This is a genomic window from Enterobacter cloacae complex sp. 2024EL-00227, from assembly GCF_043945315.1.
Lineage (GTDB): Bacteria > Pseudomonadota > Gammaproteobacteria > Enterobacterales > Enterobacteriaceae > Enterobacter > Enterobacter roggenkampii.
In genome coordinates this window covers 1-14,574 of record NZ_JBIMQP010000030.1, presented here as the reverse complement: position 1 = coordinate 14,574, position 14,574 = coordinate 1, and the positions used below count along the sequence as shown (strand labels likewise).

At 48.3% G+C, this 14,574-nt stretch carries 28 protein-coding genes and 2 pseudogenes; 16 read left to right on the top strand and 14 right to left on the bottom strand.

Annotation, left to right across the window (positions count from 1 at the left end; all coding sequences use genetic code 11):
• Positions 1-175: 175 nt before the first annotated feature.
• The 14 genes and pseudogenes from ACHH0Z_RS24575 to ACHH0Z_RS24510 form a co-directional block, all read right to left on the bottom strand.
• Complete coding sequence (locus ACHH0Z_RS24575) at positions 176-784, bottom strand: recombination protein NinG (protein ID WP_045408392.1); 609 nt, start codon at positions 782-784, stop codon at positions 176-178.
• A complete protein-coding gene (locus ACHH0Z_RS24570; protein WP_072050664.1) occupies positions 759-944 on the bottom strand; it encodes a protein NinF in 186 nt (61 codons plus the stop codon). Before ACHH0Z_RS24570 ends, ACHH0Z_RS24575 begins: the two co-directional genes overlap by 26 nt.
• Positions 937-1,299: a phage protein NinX family protein gene (locus ACHH0Z_RS24565; RefSeq protein WP_045408390.1), complete on the bottom strand. Its 363-nt coding sequence runs from the start codon at positions 1,297-1,299 to the stop codon at positions 937-939. Before ACHH0Z_RS24565 ends, ACHH0Z_RS24570 begins: the two co-directional genes overlap by 8 nt.
• 1 nt (position 1,300) lies before the next feature.
• The gene (locus ACHH0Z_RS24560) at positions 1,301-1,528 is read right to left on the bottom strand and encodes a hypothetical protein (protein ID WP_045408387.1); all 228 of its coding nucleotides are present in this window, start codon (positions 1,526-1,528) and stop codon (positions 1,301-1,303) included.
• A gap of 2 nt (positions 1,529-1,530) precedes the next feature.
• Positions 1,531-1,707 (bottom strand): annotated as a pseudogene (locus ACHH0Z_RS24555) (NinE family protein).
• A 176-nt stretch (positions 1,708-1,883) separates the two neighbouring features.
• Positions 1,884-2,321, bottom strand: coding sequence for a recombination protein NinB (locus ACHH0Z_RS24550; protein WP_045408385.1), 438 nt, complete (start codon positions 2,319-2,321; stop codon positions 1,884-1,886).
• An 8-nt stretch (positions 2,322-2,329) separates the two neighbouring features.
• On the bottom strand, positions 2,330-2,515 hold the full coding sequence (locus ACHH0Z_RS24545) for a hypothetical protein (RefSeq protein WP_045408382.1): 186 nt from the start codon (positions 2,513-2,515) through the stop codon (positions 2,330-2,332).
• 2 nt (positions 2,516-2,517) lie between these two features.
• Entirely contained in the window at positions 2,518-2,832 is a 315-nt protein-coding gene (locus tag ACHH0Z_RS24540; RefSeq protein ID WP_045408379.1) for a hypothetical protein, read from the bottom strand.
• A gap of 216 nt (positions 2,833-3,048) precedes the next feature.
• On the bottom strand, positions 3,049-3,234 hold the full coding sequence (locus ACHH0Z_RS24535; protein ID WP_045408373.1) for a hypothetical protein: 186 nt from the start codon (positions 3,232-3,234) through the stop codon (positions 3,049-3,051).
• A 509-nt stretch (positions 3,235-3,743) separates the two neighbouring features.
• Positions 3,744-5,111 carry a replicative DNA helicase gene (locus ACHH0Z_RS24530; protein ID WP_045408368.1) on the bottom strand — a complete coding sequence of 456 codons (1,368 nt, stop codon included), beginning with the start codon at positions 5,109-5,111 and terminating at the stop codon, positions 3,744-3,746.
• Positions 5,108-6,220 carry a replication protein gene (locus ACHH0Z_RS24525; protein WP_045408466.1) on the bottom strand — a complete coding sequence of 371 codons (1,113 nt, stop codon included), beginning with the start codon at positions 6,218-6,220 and terminating at the stop codon, positions 5,108-5,110. The genes ACHH0Z_RS24530 and ACHH0Z_RS24525 overlap by 4 nt, the downstream gene beginning before the upstream one ends.
• Positions 6,221-6,260: 40 nt before the next feature.
• On the bottom strand, positions 6,261-6,419 hold the full coding sequence (locus ACHH0Z_RS24520) for a hypothetical protein (RefSeq protein ID WP_045408365.1): 159 nt from the start codon (positions 6,417-6,419) through the stop codon (positions 6,261-6,263).
• Between the two features lie 44 nt (positions 6,420-6,463).
• The gene (locus ACHH0Z_RS24515) at positions 6,464-6,754 is read right to left on the bottom strand and encodes a CII family transcriptional regulator (RefSeq protein WP_045408362.1); all 291 of its coding nucleotides are present in this window, start codon (positions 6,752-6,754) and stop codon (positions 6,464-6,466) included.
• A 99-nt stretch (positions 6,755-6,853) separates the two neighbouring features.
• Positions 6,854-7,084 carry a YdaS family helix-turn-helix protein gene (locus tag ACHH0Z_RS24510; protein ID WP_045408360.1) on the bottom strand — a complete coding sequence of 77 codons (231 nt, stop codon included), beginning with the start codon at positions 7,082-7,084 and terminating at the stop codon, positions 6,854-6,856.
• Positions 7,085-7,194: 110 nt separating this feature from the next.
• On the opposite strand from ACHH0Z_RS24510, the gene ACHH0Z_RS24505 reads away from it, so the two are divergent.
• The 16 genes and pseudogenes from ACHH0Z_RS24505 (at position 7,195) to ACHH0Z_RS24430 (ending at position 14,470) form a co-directional block, all read left to right on the top strand.
• Complete coding sequence (locus tag ACHH0Z_RS24505) at positions 7,195-7,896, top strand: S24 family peptidase (protein ID WP_045408463.1); 702 nt, start codon at positions 7,195-7,197, stop codon at positions 7,894-7,896.
• Between the two features lie 106 nt (positions 7,897-8,002).
• Entirely contained in the window at positions 8,003-8,404 is a 402-nt protein-coding gene (locus tag ACHH0Z_RS24500; protein WP_045408357.1) for a hypothetical protein, read from the top strand.
• 444 nt (positions 8,405-8,848) lie between these two features.
• Positions 8,849-9,103 carry a hypothetical protein gene (locus tag ACHH0Z_RS24495; RefSeq protein ID WP_045408354.1) on the top strand — a complete coding sequence of 85 codons (255 nt, stop codon included), beginning with the start codon at positions 8,849-8,851 and terminating at the stop codon, positions 9,101-9,103.
• A gap of 3 nt (positions 9,104-9,106) precedes the next feature.
• Complete coding sequence (locus ACHH0Z_RS24490; protein ID WP_045408351.1) at positions 9,107-9,409, top strand: hypothetical protein; 303 nt, start codon at positions 9,107-9,109, stop codon at positions 9,407-9,409.
• Between the two features lie 45 nt (positions 9,410-9,454).
• Positions 9,455-9,718: a hypothetical protein gene (locus tag ACHH0Z_RS24485; protein ID WP_045408349.1), complete on the top strand. Its 264-nt coding sequence runs from the start codon at positions 9,455-9,457 to the stop codon at positions 9,716-9,718.
• A gap of 5 nt (positions 9,719-9,723) precedes the next feature.
• A pseudogene (locus tag ACHH0Z_RS24480) lies at positions 9,724-9,924 on the top strand (DUF551 domain-containing protein); the annotation flags it as partial.
• A gap of 98 nt (positions 9,925-10,022) precedes the next feature.
• Positions 10,023-10,223, top strand: a complete 201-nt coding sequence (locus ACHH0Z_RS24475) for a hypothetical protein (RefSeq protein ID WP_072050662.1) — start codon at positions 10,023-10,025, stop codon at positions 10,221-10,223.
• A 138-nt stretch (positions 10,224-10,361) separates the two neighbouring features.
• On the top strand, positions 10,362-10,637 hold the full coding sequence (locus tag ACHH0Z_RS24470) for an antitoxin (protein ID WP_226874996.1): 276 nt from the start codon (positions 10,362-10,364) through the stop codon (positions 10,635-10,637).
• Positions 10,638-10,666: 29 nt separating this feature from the next.
• Positions 10,667-10,942 carry a hypothetical protein gene (locus tag ACHH0Z_RS24465; RefSeq protein ID WP_162269773.1) on the top strand — a complete coding sequence of 92 codons (276 nt, stop codon included), beginning with the start codon at positions 10,667-10,669 and terminating at the stop codon, positions 10,940-10,942.
• Positions 10,942-11,232 (top strand): hypothetical protein, encoded by a 291-nt coding sequence (locus ACHH0Z_RS24460; protein ID WP_045408343.1) that lies wholly within the window; start codon positions 10,942-10,944, stop codon positions 11,230-11,232. The genes ACHH0Z_RS24465 and ACHH0Z_RS24460 overlap by 1 nt, the downstream gene beginning before the upstream one ends.
• A gap of 78 nt (positions 11,233-11,310) precedes the next feature.
• Complete coding sequence (gene gamL, locus ACHH0Z_RS24455) at positions 11,311-11,595, top strand: host nuclease inhibitor GamL (RefSeq protein ID WP_045408340.1); 285 nt, start codon at positions 11,311-11,313, stop codon at positions 11,593-11,595.
• 9 nt (positions 11,596-11,604) lie between these two features.
• A complete protein-coding gene (locus ACHH0Z_RS24450) occupies positions 11,605-12,519 on the top strand; it encodes a recombinase RecT (protein WP_045408337.1) in 915 nt (304 codons plus the stop codon).
• Entirely contained in the window at positions 12,516-12,998 is a 483-nt protein-coding gene (locus tag ACHH0Z_RS24445) for a siphovirus Gp157 family protein (protein ID WP_045408334.1), read from the top strand. Before ACHH0Z_RS24450 ends, ACHH0Z_RS24445 begins: the two co-directional genes overlap by 4 nt.
• Positions 12,999-13,485: 487 nt before the next feature.
• Complete coding sequence (locus ACHH0Z_RS24440; protein WP_052672919.1) at positions 13,486-13,968, top strand: hypothetical protein; 483 nt, start codon at positions 13,486-13,488, stop codon at positions 13,966-13,968.
• Positions 13,965-14,156: a hypothetical protein gene (locus tag ACHH0Z_RS24435; protein WP_045408328.1), complete on the top strand. Its 192-nt coding sequence runs from the start codon at positions 13,965-13,967 to the stop codon at positions 14,154-14,156. The genes ACHH0Z_RS24440 and ACHH0Z_RS24435 overlap by 4 nt, the downstream gene beginning before the upstream one ends.
• Entirely contained in the window at positions 14,153-14,470 is a 318-nt protein-coding gene (locus ACHH0Z_RS24430) for an ead/Ea22-like family protein (protein WP_395149602.1), read from the top strand. The genes ACHH0Z_RS24435 and ACHH0Z_RS24430 overlap by 4 nt, the downstream gene beginning before the upstream one ends.
• Positions 14,471-14,574 lie beyond the last annotated feature (104 nt).

Sequence of the window (14,574 nt, the reverse complement as noted above, 5' to 3'; positions counted from 1 at the left end):
CGTCTGCGCTTCTCTGGACCTAAAACATCAATCATTCGGACTCCAACGACTAGTCTAAAAACTAGTATTAAGACTATCACTAACTTAAGTGATACCAACTGTCTGGAGATTCATGGGGCCAGTCTAGTGACCAGTGCATCCAGATACTCTTCACAGACCTCTCTGCTTATGTCTGTCATGCTGCCTCGCTTCTGCTGTCACGCAGGTCTTTAAGCTTCTGCTGATACTCCGCCTTAATCGCTTTGCACTCTTCTGTCGTCCAGCGATGGCGATTATGGTCAGATTCGATTTCGTCTACAGCCGCATGCCCGATGCGTTCGATGAGCATCACGCGATAAGGAACAAGGTTCCCGCTTTTGTGCTGATTGCATACAACGCACTGCTTATGGATATTGCGTTCATCAAATCGGAGTTGAGGTGCCGCAGCAGTTGTCCGGTAGTGCCCGGCATCCCACTGAGCGGACGTGAACGTTCCGCACGAGATACATGGTAAGTCGCGGTCTCTTTCTCTGATGAAGGCGTTTACTGCTTGTTGGGCTTGTTTAATCCAGTAACTGCGGGGCTTTAAGGCGAGCTTTCGAATCTTTAACTTGTCTTTCTGCTGCTGATATTCTCGTCGTCGTTTCTTGTCTGCTGCTTTCTCTGCTTTTTCTCTCTCCTTGCTTCGTCGATCCAGTGCTATCTTTGTTCCGCATTCCGGAGAGCACCACCATATGTTCGAGTGTTGAGGGTGAAACCATTCTCTGCACTCTTCGTTTTTACATCTGCGCCTTGCTGTCCTCATTGGTGATATCTCCGTTCGGATCACGATAAATTAGCCATTCATCCACGCATTCAGAACATACATAGGTTTCCTCTGGCGCTAGCTCTTTAGTGCAACCTGCGCACAGCGTTCGACGTATGCTCTGCTGCTCGTACTCTTGAGGCCATGGAGTGTTAAACATGTTTTGCGTCCTGCATCTTAAGAAAGACAATCATGGCAGCTCGTAGTGGGTTTCCATCCATAAAATCCGCGCCTGAGTCATGTACATCAAATGCCAACCATTCCTGTGGTTCGTCGTAATGCATAGGAGCGTGAATGGTAATTTTGTTTTCAACGATAATCGGCCATGCATCTGCCGGGTTATGGCATGGGTCGAATACCTTCCAGCCAAGGCATATTCCCTTGAATTCGCCGCAATCTGCATATTCATGGATAACGGCATTTCCATCTGATGCGATAATCGACAGGCCATCTTTGCTGACTATCCTCCCCACCCGTGCGTTAATTTCTTGGTCTGATAACTGTGAATATTCCATATCAATGCAACCTCGCTGCTGTGGTTTCTTCCGGTTCCTGTAACTGGATAATCATGTCGGCATCTTCGAACTGGTACATGTACGCCTGCCCTTCATGGCCTTCTAACCTTCCCTGAACGAATCCATACATCCAGCTCATCATCATCTGAACTGCATCAACTCCGTCACCTTCCATATCTTCGAGAAGGTCAGCAAGTCGGTCTGCGTAGTCATCGTCTAAGCTGCTCATAGCTATTTCCTCGCACGTTGGCGTAGCCATCTCTTTGACAAGAGAGGCCATACAGGGTCATAGGTTGTTACGTCTGATTAGGTAGGTACTGGCTTGGGTTTGTTTCTGGAGCGCTTGGTGGGGATGAATATCATGTTGTCCATTGCAATTTGAGTGATGCTTCGTCGCTGTTTAGCCATTTCGTATCCTCATGATATTGCTGGGCATCCGTGAAGCACCCATTCAGCTATTAGGTACCAACCCCATGGCGGGAAGAATACGCTGAATAGCGTCGACCAGAACCCGCTGGCAAGAACAACGCCAACAACCCATGCAATGATAAAAATCAGCGAAACAAGCGTTTCAGTAAGGTATTTCATGCCGCATCTCCGAATCTGGCTTTCCATTCCAGCGCTAATCTGGCTTCGTCAGACCACTTAACATTCTTGTCTGCACCGAATGCCTGAATAAGCTCCAGAAGCTCTGCAAACTCACTGACGCGCATCTTGCTGGTTGACTGGCCTATCACCACGAATCCGTTGCCGGAAAGGTTAGGCACAACGTCCTGCTGCTTTAACGCTGCGGTGAAGATGCACTTCCAGCTCTCGGCATCCAGCCATCGTCCATGCCATTCGACCTGACGAGAGACATCACCAAGGCAAGCCCAGAGTTTGCGATTCTGGTCTATGCTGCGGTTGCGTTCCTGGATGGTTACAATGATTGGCTTTGTTGGGTCGGGGAAGATTTGCTGTATGGCTTGAATGGCGTTCTGCTGATGAATGGGGCTTCTTAGCTCAAACGTTAGTTTCCTCATGGCATACCTCAGTATGTGTAAAGGCTATATCCGCTCCGATATGGATGGGTTCCATAGGAATAAAGATTTCCACCTATAGCGCGACGATAAGCTTCCTGCTGTGCTTCCCATATCTTATGCAGGTCTACCTTATTTCTTTCTCTGGTCTGCCTGCACAGTTCCAAAATAAATTCGAGCTGCTCTTTCTCACTCATACTCACTCCTTCACTTTGATTCCAGCTGATCGGATTCGGATTGTTGCAGAATCAATGGCATTGTTATGTCCGCCGCAAAAACCATTCTCAAAATCAGTATCGAATGGTTGACGCTCTATTTTTTTGGGCAGCTCAATCTCGATAGCTTCCCGAGATGCCTGCCATAAAACCCACCATCCATTTAGCGGCTGCATGATGCTCGCTCTGTCAAACGAGTGCCTGTATCTATCGCCATCTCTCGCATCAGATATCATTTCAAGTGGTAGGCCTAGCATGTCTGCTGAGTATTGCTCGAAAGCCTTTCTTGATTCGTCCATATTCCTCTCCATCACTCACCATCGTTTCTGACTGCATGATTTTTCCAGCGGTTCTGTGCAGCACTTTTGCGACATTTGCACAGCGTTATTAGGCCTGATCGTTTTAGTACGGCTAACCACTTCCTGTTGCTGACTCGAAACGGTTTGTAGTCTTCGATAAAAAGCAGTTTTGCCTTGCGGTTATTCATCATTCCTCTCCATCAGCGTGCTGGGGTGTTAGCGGCCACGATTTTCGGTATAAAGTGCGTCGCAGATTTTCTGATACTCCCGCTTAAAGAAATCCAGGTCTTGGTTGTATCTGCTTCCTTGAGACTGTATTTTCTCGGTTGCCATTTTGGTTGCCGCATTAATCAATGCGACTTGCACATCAACTGGTAACTCAGGAAATTTAGGTTCGCTCACTTCGCACCTTTCTTAATGCCTTGTTGATATCCTTCGATTGGTAGTTGTTGCCGACCAGTCTGAATCGGTCATATTCGATACTCATAGTCTCTGAGAACCAAAACTTAGGCGTTAGTGGCTTTGCCATGGCGTAATCATGCCAAGCCTTCACAACTACATAATGATCACCGTACTTAATCGACTGCACTAACTGTCCGGGCTTAAACACTTCGCACCTCTCTCAATTTCTGGTTGATAAATGCAGTCAGTGGGTTAGGTAAATCGTGGTCCGCAATCGGATCGCCTCGCTCATTGCGAATAACCACTTTGTCTGACTTGTAATACTGATAGTGTTTTGGCCTGCCCTCTCTGCTGAGTACCTGACCTCTTACCAACTGGAAAAGGGCTGAGGTTACTGAGCATCGGGGGATGCTGGTGTTCTGGATTATTTCTGGACAGGTACAGCCGGGATGTTCTGTGACGTATTTCTCGATGGTTTCAAGCTGAAATTTTGGCCTCATGATTTACTCCTAACACTCGTATTCATCCTGATAGCTTCGCAGCTCGTTCTGCACGAATGCGTATGGGTCAAGACCGGAGTGTTTGTTGCTGAAGTAGTAGGTTTTCTCTGCGCCAGGTGCATGTCGTGATTTGGTGCAGATGATTTCGGTTACGCCTTTAAGTTCTGTTTGCGGATTGTATTTCTCATCGCGGTAGACCATGAAAATTACGTCTGCCTCCTGCTCGATAACACCAGACTCTCGCAGGTCAGAGTTAAGCGGTCGCTTGTTAGCGCGTTCTTCGCACTTACGGCTCAGCTGAGACAATGCGATAACCGGGCAGCGCAATTCCTTTGCGAGGTTTTTCAGTCCGGTAGCAATTTCACCAACTGACTGGTTCATGTTTTCCGGATTGGTCATCTTCATTTTCTGCAGATAGTCGACAACGATAACGCCCAGGCCACCGAGCTTTTTGTGCATCCTGCGAGCTTCAGCGCGTAACTGGTGAATGCTCAGGGATGTTTTATCGTTGATGTGGATTGGTGCGGTTCCGAATTCTTCCAGGCACTTTCCAACCTTTGCCCATTCGGCATCCTGATTCTTGCCATTCGTGCCAAGCAACCCCTCCTTGCTGACCCCGGCGCGGTGGAACGCGATGCGCTGAGAAATCTGCTCGATTGGCATTTCAAGGCTGAAGAACATCACAGGCTTCTTGCTTTTCAGTGCCACAGTCTCAGTAACCGTGGTGCTGAACATTGTTTTTCCAGTTCCAGGGCGACCGCCTACAACGATGAAATCCGTGTTATTGAAACCACCAAACGCCTTGTCGATGTCCGTTAGCCCAAGCTCCGTCCGGTGCTTCCAGATGTCGCCGTTGATGATTGACTCAACTTCGTCAATTGCGATCTCAATTCCGTCGAGTATGTGACGCGTACCTGACTCACTGAATGCCTCAATCGCTCCGATGCTGGTCTGAATATTGCCGATGATGTCATGCACGCTGTCGGTAGTTGGCTCAGAAAGCTTCTGAATCCCTTCCTGCAGCATCTGAATCATCATGCGACCAGATGTGAACTCTTTTAGCTTCTGAACGTACACAGGCAGATTACGAAGCGATGGAATGTCTTTCGTGGTTTCCGCCAGGTATGCGAATCCACCAACTTTGTCGAGCTCTCCGCGAGCCTCAATGTCTGAGGTGACAGTCAGCAGGTCAACTGGAGATCCGATTGAGTTGAGCTTCTTCAGCGTGCTTAGTACGACCTTGTGCGCATACACGGTGAAATCGCTTTCGCTCAGCCCCTCGATGGCATCCTGAGCTGCATCGGCAAACTCATCCCTTCCTAGCATGATTGAGCCCAGAACATTGCGCTCGATGTATGAATCTACAAACCTGCTCATGCAGTGACTCCTTTACGCTGCTTGTGCTCGTTGATGGCCTGCTCGTATACCGAGCCCCAGTTTTTCGGGTTAAGTATCCAGTCCAGTGTTAACCAAGGCTGATCGCCTTTTGTCGTGAAGAGCGATGATTTTCCTATCAGGTCGAATGCCATTCCCATGTGCCGCAACTCACGCCAGTTTCCTTGTGAGGTCTTACCGTTCCAGACAGCTTCCAGATCGCGATGCGCAGGACGGCGACGATTCCATTCGTGAGGTGATACTGCCTTAGCTGGGAATTTCTCGTTCCACAGAGCAATTATTTCTGCATGAGGGCAAGCAGCAGGATTACTTCCCTGTCCATCAGCCCAAACCAGAGCGTCTGACAGGTATCCATCGAATCGAGTCATGCGGCAGATGTTATTCGGCTTCGGCGGGGTCTTGCGCGCGTCCCAACATGTAACAGCCCATTTGATTACCAGTTTGAGATCATCAACTGAGTAACACCCCCCTTTGGCTTTTACAGTGCTGAGAGCTTTCACAAAGGCTTCAGGTGATGAGCATCTTGCCCCTGCAAGACCGTTGTAATAATCCAGACAATCAAGAGCGAGAGCTTCCACCCCCTCTGGGGGATTAAGGGGGGTTTTATTATTCTTGTTAAGTACCTTCTTGTTCTGTTCGACGGATGGTTCGACGACCCCCTCGACGGCTACAAGCTTCAAAGCCGCGCCATTACTGGATTTAGGCTCGACGGATGGCACGACGGAAGGTTCGACGCCTGAAATGCCCTGATATTCGCAGTAATTTGTGATGGAAATTACTAATCCAAAAGGGTTTCCTTCCTTGGTGATCATGTTTTCCTTGCAGAAGAAGTTGAGCATTCTCTCAACTGCTTTTGGGCTCTTTTCCTTCCCATCCTGATCGCGTAGTTTTCTTGCCAGAACCGTAGTGGTTGTTACCAGTTGACCGGATTCCAGCTTCCACTCTCTTCCTGCAAATTCGTTAATGCCAGGCTTGTAACGAGCTTCACCAAGCAGGCGGACCCACAATGCAAGCTTGGCCGTATCTTTCGACCATGGAGCATTGAGGGCGCTCCTGAACATGGCAAAGTGACCTTGCTTTCTGTTGTCCAAGTGAGAGCTCCTGGAAGACATCTCTTCCGTTCGTACTAACTTAACGACGCCCATTCTTCACTCCTGCTTTGGCTAGTCTGTAAACGCCAATAAGACGCTCTGCGAACGCCCGGTTATTGGCAGCTGTATTCACTAATCCTTCAGGTGAATCAGGGTGTCGAATCTCTTCTTTTTCCTGGTACTTTTTACGCTTTCGCATTAAAATATCTCCTGTAGTTAGTGTTGTTGACGTAACACAGTGACTCAAAAATCCAATGTGATTTGCTCTAAACGCTCAGTTACCGCTGGGCGTTTTTTGCTTTCTGGCATCACAGCTGCAATAGCCTGTCTTGCCACTTCACGAATCAGGCTTGTCTCCCAGACTTTCTCCAGAAGAACGAATGTCACAGCCATATCGTGGATGTTTAATCGACTCACCTTTGAATCAGCCCATCCCGCCATCTTTGCGAAATTTGTCTGACCCATTGAGACGAGTCGGGCACGAAGCTCTGTTTCCACTTCGCGTACCTTTTTGCTGTGATTTGCTATTTCCATTTGTAATACTTCCTTTAGTTAATAAGTGTTTACGCATCTGTTGATGCGTTGGTTTCCCTGGTATTCCGAGGGAGGCAGATTATTAAAGAGCGGTACTGCTTATGCGGCCATTAATTCAGGCCAAATGCTTACCCAATCACCAGGATGCAGGTCCTTACGAGTCACACTACCGTTACTGAACTTCTCGATTAGTACGCATAACGCCGCGCCTAACTCATGATTCTTGCTAAGAGCTTTACGCAAATAGCCGATTGAAGTTCCGCACCGGGAGGCAAACTCGCGCTGCTCCTCAAGTGAGAGGGAGTTTAGATATGTACGAAGCTTCTCCATATCCCTTCTCCTTTCTCGTTGCATCATGAATAGAGTTTACCCACAGGTAAAATATAAATCAATACCTACAGGTTATTTACCGAAGGGTAATGTTGGATAAGATCTATGCTATGGACAAATACGAACAACGAAGACTTAAGCTCATTGAAATCCGTGACAGATTCTGTAACGGGAAGGCTGCTGAGCTTGCACGTCGAATAGAAAGAGAGCCGTCGTACATTTCAAGAATGCTCTACCCAGAAGGTAAACCTGGGAGAAAACGCATTGCTGATGACATGATGGAAATCATTGAAAACGCATTCAACCTTCCTCGGGGCTGGATGGATTCGATCGCATCTGAGATGCCAAACGCAAATGAAGAACTGGAGTTTGCTGGAAGCATTCGGGCAGGATATGTTCCTGTAATTGGCGAGGCCGTTTTAGGAGTAGATGGCTCAGTGGATATGATCGAGTTCAGAGCTGGTTGGCTTCGAATTTATAGCGGTGATAAGGATGCCTATGGCTTAAAAGTCAAAGGCGACAGCATGTGGCCACGTATTCAGTCAGGTGAATACGTCGTGATTGAGCCCAATACCATAGTTCATGCAGGTGATGAGGTTTTCGTCAGAACGAAAGATGGTCATAACATGATAAAAATCATGAATAAGACAAGGGATGGCGATTATCAGTTTTCCAGCGTCAATAGTGATCACCGCCCCATCACTCTAGCGGCTCACCAAATCGAAAAGATGCACTTTGTGTCTGCTATCGTTAAACATACGAGATATGTTGATCAAGACGATGTGCCAAGGGTTGACGAAGGAACACTATAGCCAGCCAGTGGCCTGATGATACGTTTGGATAGGGCATGCAACTGAGTTACCTGGCAGAGAGATAACCAATCGCGTAGCCAAAGAAGGGAAAAAGAGTCCAGGAATAATGCCAAAGGAAATCATTGAAGGTCATAAGTATATCCAACATTCTCTGCCCCTTATCGCTTTGGGATGGACGGTTATATCCTTCCTGCTTGGTCATTTTATGGGTCACAGAAGCGCCATAAAACGTGATAAGAGAAAGGAGTTCAATGAAATCGCCGAGCCACTGCTGGAGTTTTATGAAGAGCTTTTGATTCAGCTACAGCATGAAGGCTATTTCAGCACTACTAAATTTCCGATTGAGTTACTGGGTAAGATAGAACGAAGACTTTCACCGAGAAATCAAAAGGAATTCAATCGTTTAGTTAAAGACATAATTGCCATGCAACACACAAAAAATGGCACTGATAGAGAAGTGCTAATCAATAAGATTAAGCGCATGTGCAAAATCATTCACCTCCGTTAATACTGATCGCACATACAGTAAATGTCAACCCGGCCACCGAGCCGGGTTTTCTTTTTCCCTTTCCATTCCAAGGCCCGCACCATCCCCATAGATCATTTTTTAACTCACAACAGTACTAAATGAGCATCTCACAAAAATAAATTACCTGATTTTTCAGTCAGGTAAACTTTCTCGCTCAAAATATTTACCCATGGGTATAGACAAGTATTTTACCCATGGGTATATTTAATCCATCAGCAGGACGCTGAACACGAACAAGGAACTGAGTTCGGGCTCTTTAAAAATTTAATCCTGTGAATACACAGGCCGAAGTGAATGCTTCGGGCAAGCGTTCGGTGGAGCTTAGGTCCATAAACATGTCGGACCGGACTGAGAAGCCGATTGAAATCCGAAACTTGAAATAGGTTTCGGCGCTTGCACCAAAGCATTCACTGAGGAATACCCATGAACAGAAATCAACGTCGTATGGCTGCGTACAACGCCATGAAAGCAGCACAGAAGTTAGAAGCTAAAGCCTACTGTAAAAAGATTGACCGTGCATTTTCACGGCTGTCGGAAGGCTGTAGTGAGCGCGTAACCAAAGCCATTTCGCTTGCCGGAACGCGTCAGAAGGAAGTTGAAGGTGGCGCAGTCTGCTTGCCGGAAGTGGCGCTTTTCGCAGCTGGTCACCGTAAGTCTAATAACGTAACAGCGAGGTGATGTATGGCATTTGTTTCGCAGAGAAACATAAACGGTCGGCAAAAGTCGCCGAGCGTACGGTTCAGAAAAACAAAGTCTGGGGCGGGTGGCGGCAGCATTAGTAAGGCCGTTCCATTGCGTGGAAAGCGCATTGATATTCAGATTGATGAGGGAACAAGAAAGGTAAGGTTAGGAATCGATCAGCAAGGCGTGTCATGCAATGCAACAGGCTCCTTTTCATGCTCACTGAATATTTTCCGCATTGTTGGGGATAAGAAAATCGACCTGACTTATGGTGATGATGGTTGGTGGTATGGGGATTATTAGGCCGCATAGTCGGCCTTCTTTTGGCAGCAAGCCACAGAGGTGAATATGAAAGGTTTCAAGGGTACGCCGGGTGAGTGGCACGTTATGCGCGGTGACGTATTAGATAAGAATGGTCGCATGGTTGCCTTGATAGAAGGATTCTGCTCGGGAGAGAGTGAAATATATGACGCCAAGCTGATAGCAGCAGCTCCTGATTTGCTCGAAGCTCTGCAGAATATGGTCACCGCTTATGAATACGAAGCAAGCATTGATAATCCTGCGTTATTAGCGGCTCGCGCAGCCATCAGCAAGGGTCTGGGGGAGGAGTGATGGAGTGGATTAAGTGTTGTGACCGGATGCCGGAAGATACGCAGATGGTATTGGCATTTAGCCAGGGTGAAATCGTAGCTGCATACTGGAATTATGTGATGTGCCCTATTGAATATAAGAAATTCAGGGCGTTCACATATTTATCAGGAAGTCTTCTTGATCACGTTTCCCACTGGATGCCATTACCTGAACCACCAAGCGAATAGCAGCTTATAGCTAATTCTCTGAGTTAGCTATTGGGTGTAATACCGCACCGTACTATCGGAGACGATTCGATAGTTCTGATAGATGGAAATCCCTCGTTATGTCTTTGCCGCCAGCAGTCAGGGCGGCATTCTTTTTGCCTGGAGGAAATGTGTCAAAAACAATCGATGATTTATATGCACCTCATCTCCGTGACTTCCTTGAAGAAAACTGGGACGACTTTGTCGACAAGCTTGCTGGAAGTTTTGATGAAGATGACGCAGAGGAAGTAGCTCAGGAAATCGTTAACAAACTCATCTAAGGCCGCCACGGCGGGTTTTTTCATACCTCAGTCGCTTCATTGAGGCGGCTTAGTTATGACAACCGGCGGCCATCCACCGCCAATAGCGCAGAAGTCTTGTTTCAACGTTCAGCAGCCCAGCTTACGGGCGGAGTGATTATGCAAAAATTTATCGTTATCCAGCAGCACGCTTGGTCAAACGACCACGGTTACGGAATTGGTTTTTCCTCAGATTTGGAAAGATTTGATAAGCGGGAAGTGGCAATTTCTCACGGATTTGAAGTAGCAGGTTGTGATGATTTCAATATCGGTGTTATCGCCGACGGCCGACTAGTGTCGCTCGACTGGATGGAAAAGCCAGTAGGCAACGGAAAAGGCGTTTCAGTTGAGAAACTCCAGATTATCTCTGATGCCATTGGCTTGGAGGCATCATGACTGTCACCCACAACAACAAGCAGTACACAGTGAGCCGATTCGCAAACGGTCATACATGGCAACTGGTAGAGGTCGGTAACGTTCGCCACAAGCTGGTAATGAACCGTGACCAGATGATTAAGAATGGCTTCGGTCACATCGTTAATCAGGTCATCGTTGACACGCACAAGCTCCGCGCATCACTGAGCAAGAAAGCAATTGCTCGCTATCTGGAAGATTCTGTGATGCTGCAACAGGCAATTGAGGCCCAGCGTAAAGCGCTTGGAGTCAGGGTAAATCGTAACTCGTTTGAAGTGAGGGTGTGATGGAAGAATTCAAAGGAACGCCTGGTCCGTGGAAATACACAATCAGAAATGTGAATGAAATGATGACGACATTCCACGGCGTGGTTATGGGCGACACGTACATTGAAATTGCAACCAGAAACGAACGAGAGGATGCGCAATTAATATCAGCAGCACCTGAATTACTCGAAGCGCTACAGAAGCTTAGAGATTACGCAGAAGACGTCTGCGGTGTGTGTCCAGATGATTGTCACGAAGAACATCCTCTAATGATGGCTAGCTACGTAATCGCCAAAGCACTAGGCAAGTAATCCCCTCCCCCACTTTCATCACTCCCTGTCCGGCTATCGCAGACGGGAAGCGCACAACCAAATTTCAGGAGTTCAGCAATGAACGCATATCGAGCTTACGACAGCATCGAGGAACGGCGATGGGCAAATCAGCAGCTTGTCGATGAGAAAGAGAAGTGGATCGACGACCGGGCGCAGCAAATCATCGACATGATGCCAAAAGAGCCGTCCGGCCTCTTCCACTTCTCCGTACCGATTGACTCCAGCCCATACGAAGGACTTCGCAGCGATGACGCTGGTAAGGCCTACAACGATTTTATTTCGGCAGTTGCTTACGCCCAGGCGGAATACGACTGGGAACACCGGACCGGCTGCCCGTTCTAAGGAGGGTTTATGAGTTTCGATCTGATTCAGTTCGTTAAGGAGCAGGAGCCGCTATTTGTCGGCGCCCTTACCGACCAGTCTCTGACATGGGCAAAGGAATGCCAGTTCGCTATCCAGTTATTCCAGCGCAATCAAAAGCTGGCAGAAACGGCGATTGCTAACCCCACCAGCGCCCAGAACGCGATCATCAACGTTGCAGCTGTAGGAATAAGCCTGAACCCTGCCAGCAAACTGGCTTATCTGGTTCCGCGCGATGGTATGGTCTGCCTCGATATCAGCTACATGGGCCTTCTGCACATTGCCCAGTCGGCTGGCGTCATCAAGTGGGGCCAGTGCAAGCTCGTTCATGCTGGCGACGACTACGAGACGCTGGGTCTCGATAAGGCGCCAGCTCACAAATACAACCCATTTGCTACACCTGACGATCGCGGCGCCGTTATCGGTGGCTACTGCACAGTTAAAACCGCTGATGGCGACTATCTCACTGAAGAGATGAGTCTCGCTGAGATAGAAGAAATCAGGAAAGTGAGCAAAGCGGGAACATCACCAAAAGGCCCATGGGTCAACTTCTGGTCTGAGATGGCCAGGAAGACGATCGTCAAGAGAGCCTATAAATACTGGCCGCGAGCCGAACGACTGGATAATGCCGTCGATGTGCTCAACGAGAGCGAAGGCATATACACGGAGCCAGTTATGCCCTACACCCCTGAAAGCGAAATCATCCAGTCGGAAGAAAACGCAAAACAGGAACTTATCAACACCATCCAGTCACTATGTGAGGACATGAAGCAGGCGAAAAATATGCATGCTCTCAAAACTCACTTCCAGGCAGCTTACAAAATGACGGTCGGAATGCAGCTTCAACAAGAGGTTCAGGCCGTCTATGCCAAGTGCAAAGCAAAATTCGAAGAGGTTACGCAATGACAGCTCTTTACCAGATCGCCAATGATTTCGCAAAGCTGACTGATTCAGGCATGGAGCCTGAAATGATAGCCGACACCCTTGATGGCATTGAGTGGGAGCTGGAGGCAAAGGTCGAGCAAATCCTAGCCGTCTGCAAAAACGAATCTGCTTATGCTGAGGCGCTGAAAGAAGAAAGTAAGCGCCTTGCAGAGCGCGCAAAGGCTGCAGAAAACCGCGTTGCTAGCATGAAGGAATATGTTGCCGCATCCCTCGAAACAGCAGGGAAGAAATCACTCAAAGCTGGCATCCATCAGGTAACTGTACGTGCGCCTGTCGAGTCAGTAGAAATCACAGATGAAGGCTCCCTGCCACCCGAGTACGTTGAATATGTAACTACGGTCAAAGCCGACAAGTTAGCTATCAAGCATCAACTCAAGGCTGGTAACACTATTTCAGGCGCGTCACTCAAGCTCGGTAAGCCAACCCTTCTCATTAAATAAAAAATGCGAAAACTAAACGTCACTCCTGAAGAAATGAAGGCGGTGTGCGGCCGTATGGTCGCGCCCCGCGCAGCTGACCATCTCGGACTTACGTTAGCCCAATTCTATTACCTCGCTCAGAAGTATTCGTTATCCACAGCCTGCACCAAGCAACTCTGGAGTCTGCAAGACGAAGAGACGCTAGCCGCTCTTTATCGCCAGGGCTACCTGCAAAAGGACATCGCCGAAATGATGGGCAGAGGTTACACGGCTGTCAGGTCAAGAGTTACAAGGCTTCGCAAGCGAGACATGAACATGAGGAATTCATCATGATAGGAAATTACTACGACCCATTCATTCAACCACAAGAGCTTATCGCCGGACACCGCTTCAAACCCATCAACGATATCCCACGCGAATAAATGCTGAAGCGTGACTCATTCGGGAATGCAGAACGTCTCAACAACAATCGATACCTGACAGCGTGGTTAAACCAGAGGGCGAAGAAATGAGCATTAAGGATTTTGTTTCAAACATTAAGCACAACGGTCTCCTGACTTCAATGGCTCAGCTTGAGAAGCTGTACAAGATTGCTATTGAGAACGAAGAAAAGCTCTCGGAATCTGAAGCCAGATGCGCGGCGCTGGCTGCGGAGAATGCGGGGCTGAAGGAAAGCGTTGAGCATGCTGCCGGGTGTATCGCTGCTGCAGAAGCAGAGGGCTTAATTGACTCTCTCGATGAGAAAGATGGTGAGCGACTGGCAGATTTAATCCATCGCCGGTTATGTCATGCCTACCTGCCAGTAAAAACCCCGGCGACAGACGCTTTTCTGGCTGAAGTGCGAGCACAGGGTGTGGAGATGATGGCTGCTGAAGCTGATCAACTGATGGATGAGTTTGGAGATGACAGCTACAAAGTGATGGTCACCGCAGATTTACAGCGTTTCGCCAATGCTTTCGCTGCCCAAATTCGCAAAGGAGAGCAGCCATGAGCAACGGATTCCCTGAATGGTGGAAGCACGGGCAGAAGGTACGCACGCGCAGAGATGGCATCCTGACGCTGAATATTGCGCCTGACGCCGAATACTGGCTCACCAACGATGAAGGCAAAGAGGTCTACGTATTCTCGGCTGACATCCTCGGGCCGGTGAAAAACGATGCAGAAGGAGCCGCCCAATGAGCAACATCGACAAACAGGCGCTGCGTGAAATGGCGGAGAGAGCAGCATCCGATGGTTGGGGTTATGACCGCGACGAATTCAATGATGCTATAACCCCAGATGTTGTGCTGGCGCTGCTGGATGAGCTGGAAGCCGCAGATGCGCTGAATAAACATTTGGAGTTGGCAATCCGAAGAGCTGAGGGTTGTAGCGAGGCGTTAAGGAGAAAACTAGAGGCCGCAGAGGAGCGCATTGCTGAACTTAGTGAATTACCCATGAAGTCTGATGTTGAAAAAAAACCTCAGAATACCTTTGACCTGCTCCCCGTTGATTAGTACACCCCGATGTTAGTAATGTCTTCATAAGCCACATGAGGACATCCCCATGAAGAAGCGTTTTTCCGACGAACAGATCATCAGTATTCTCCGCGAAGCCGAAG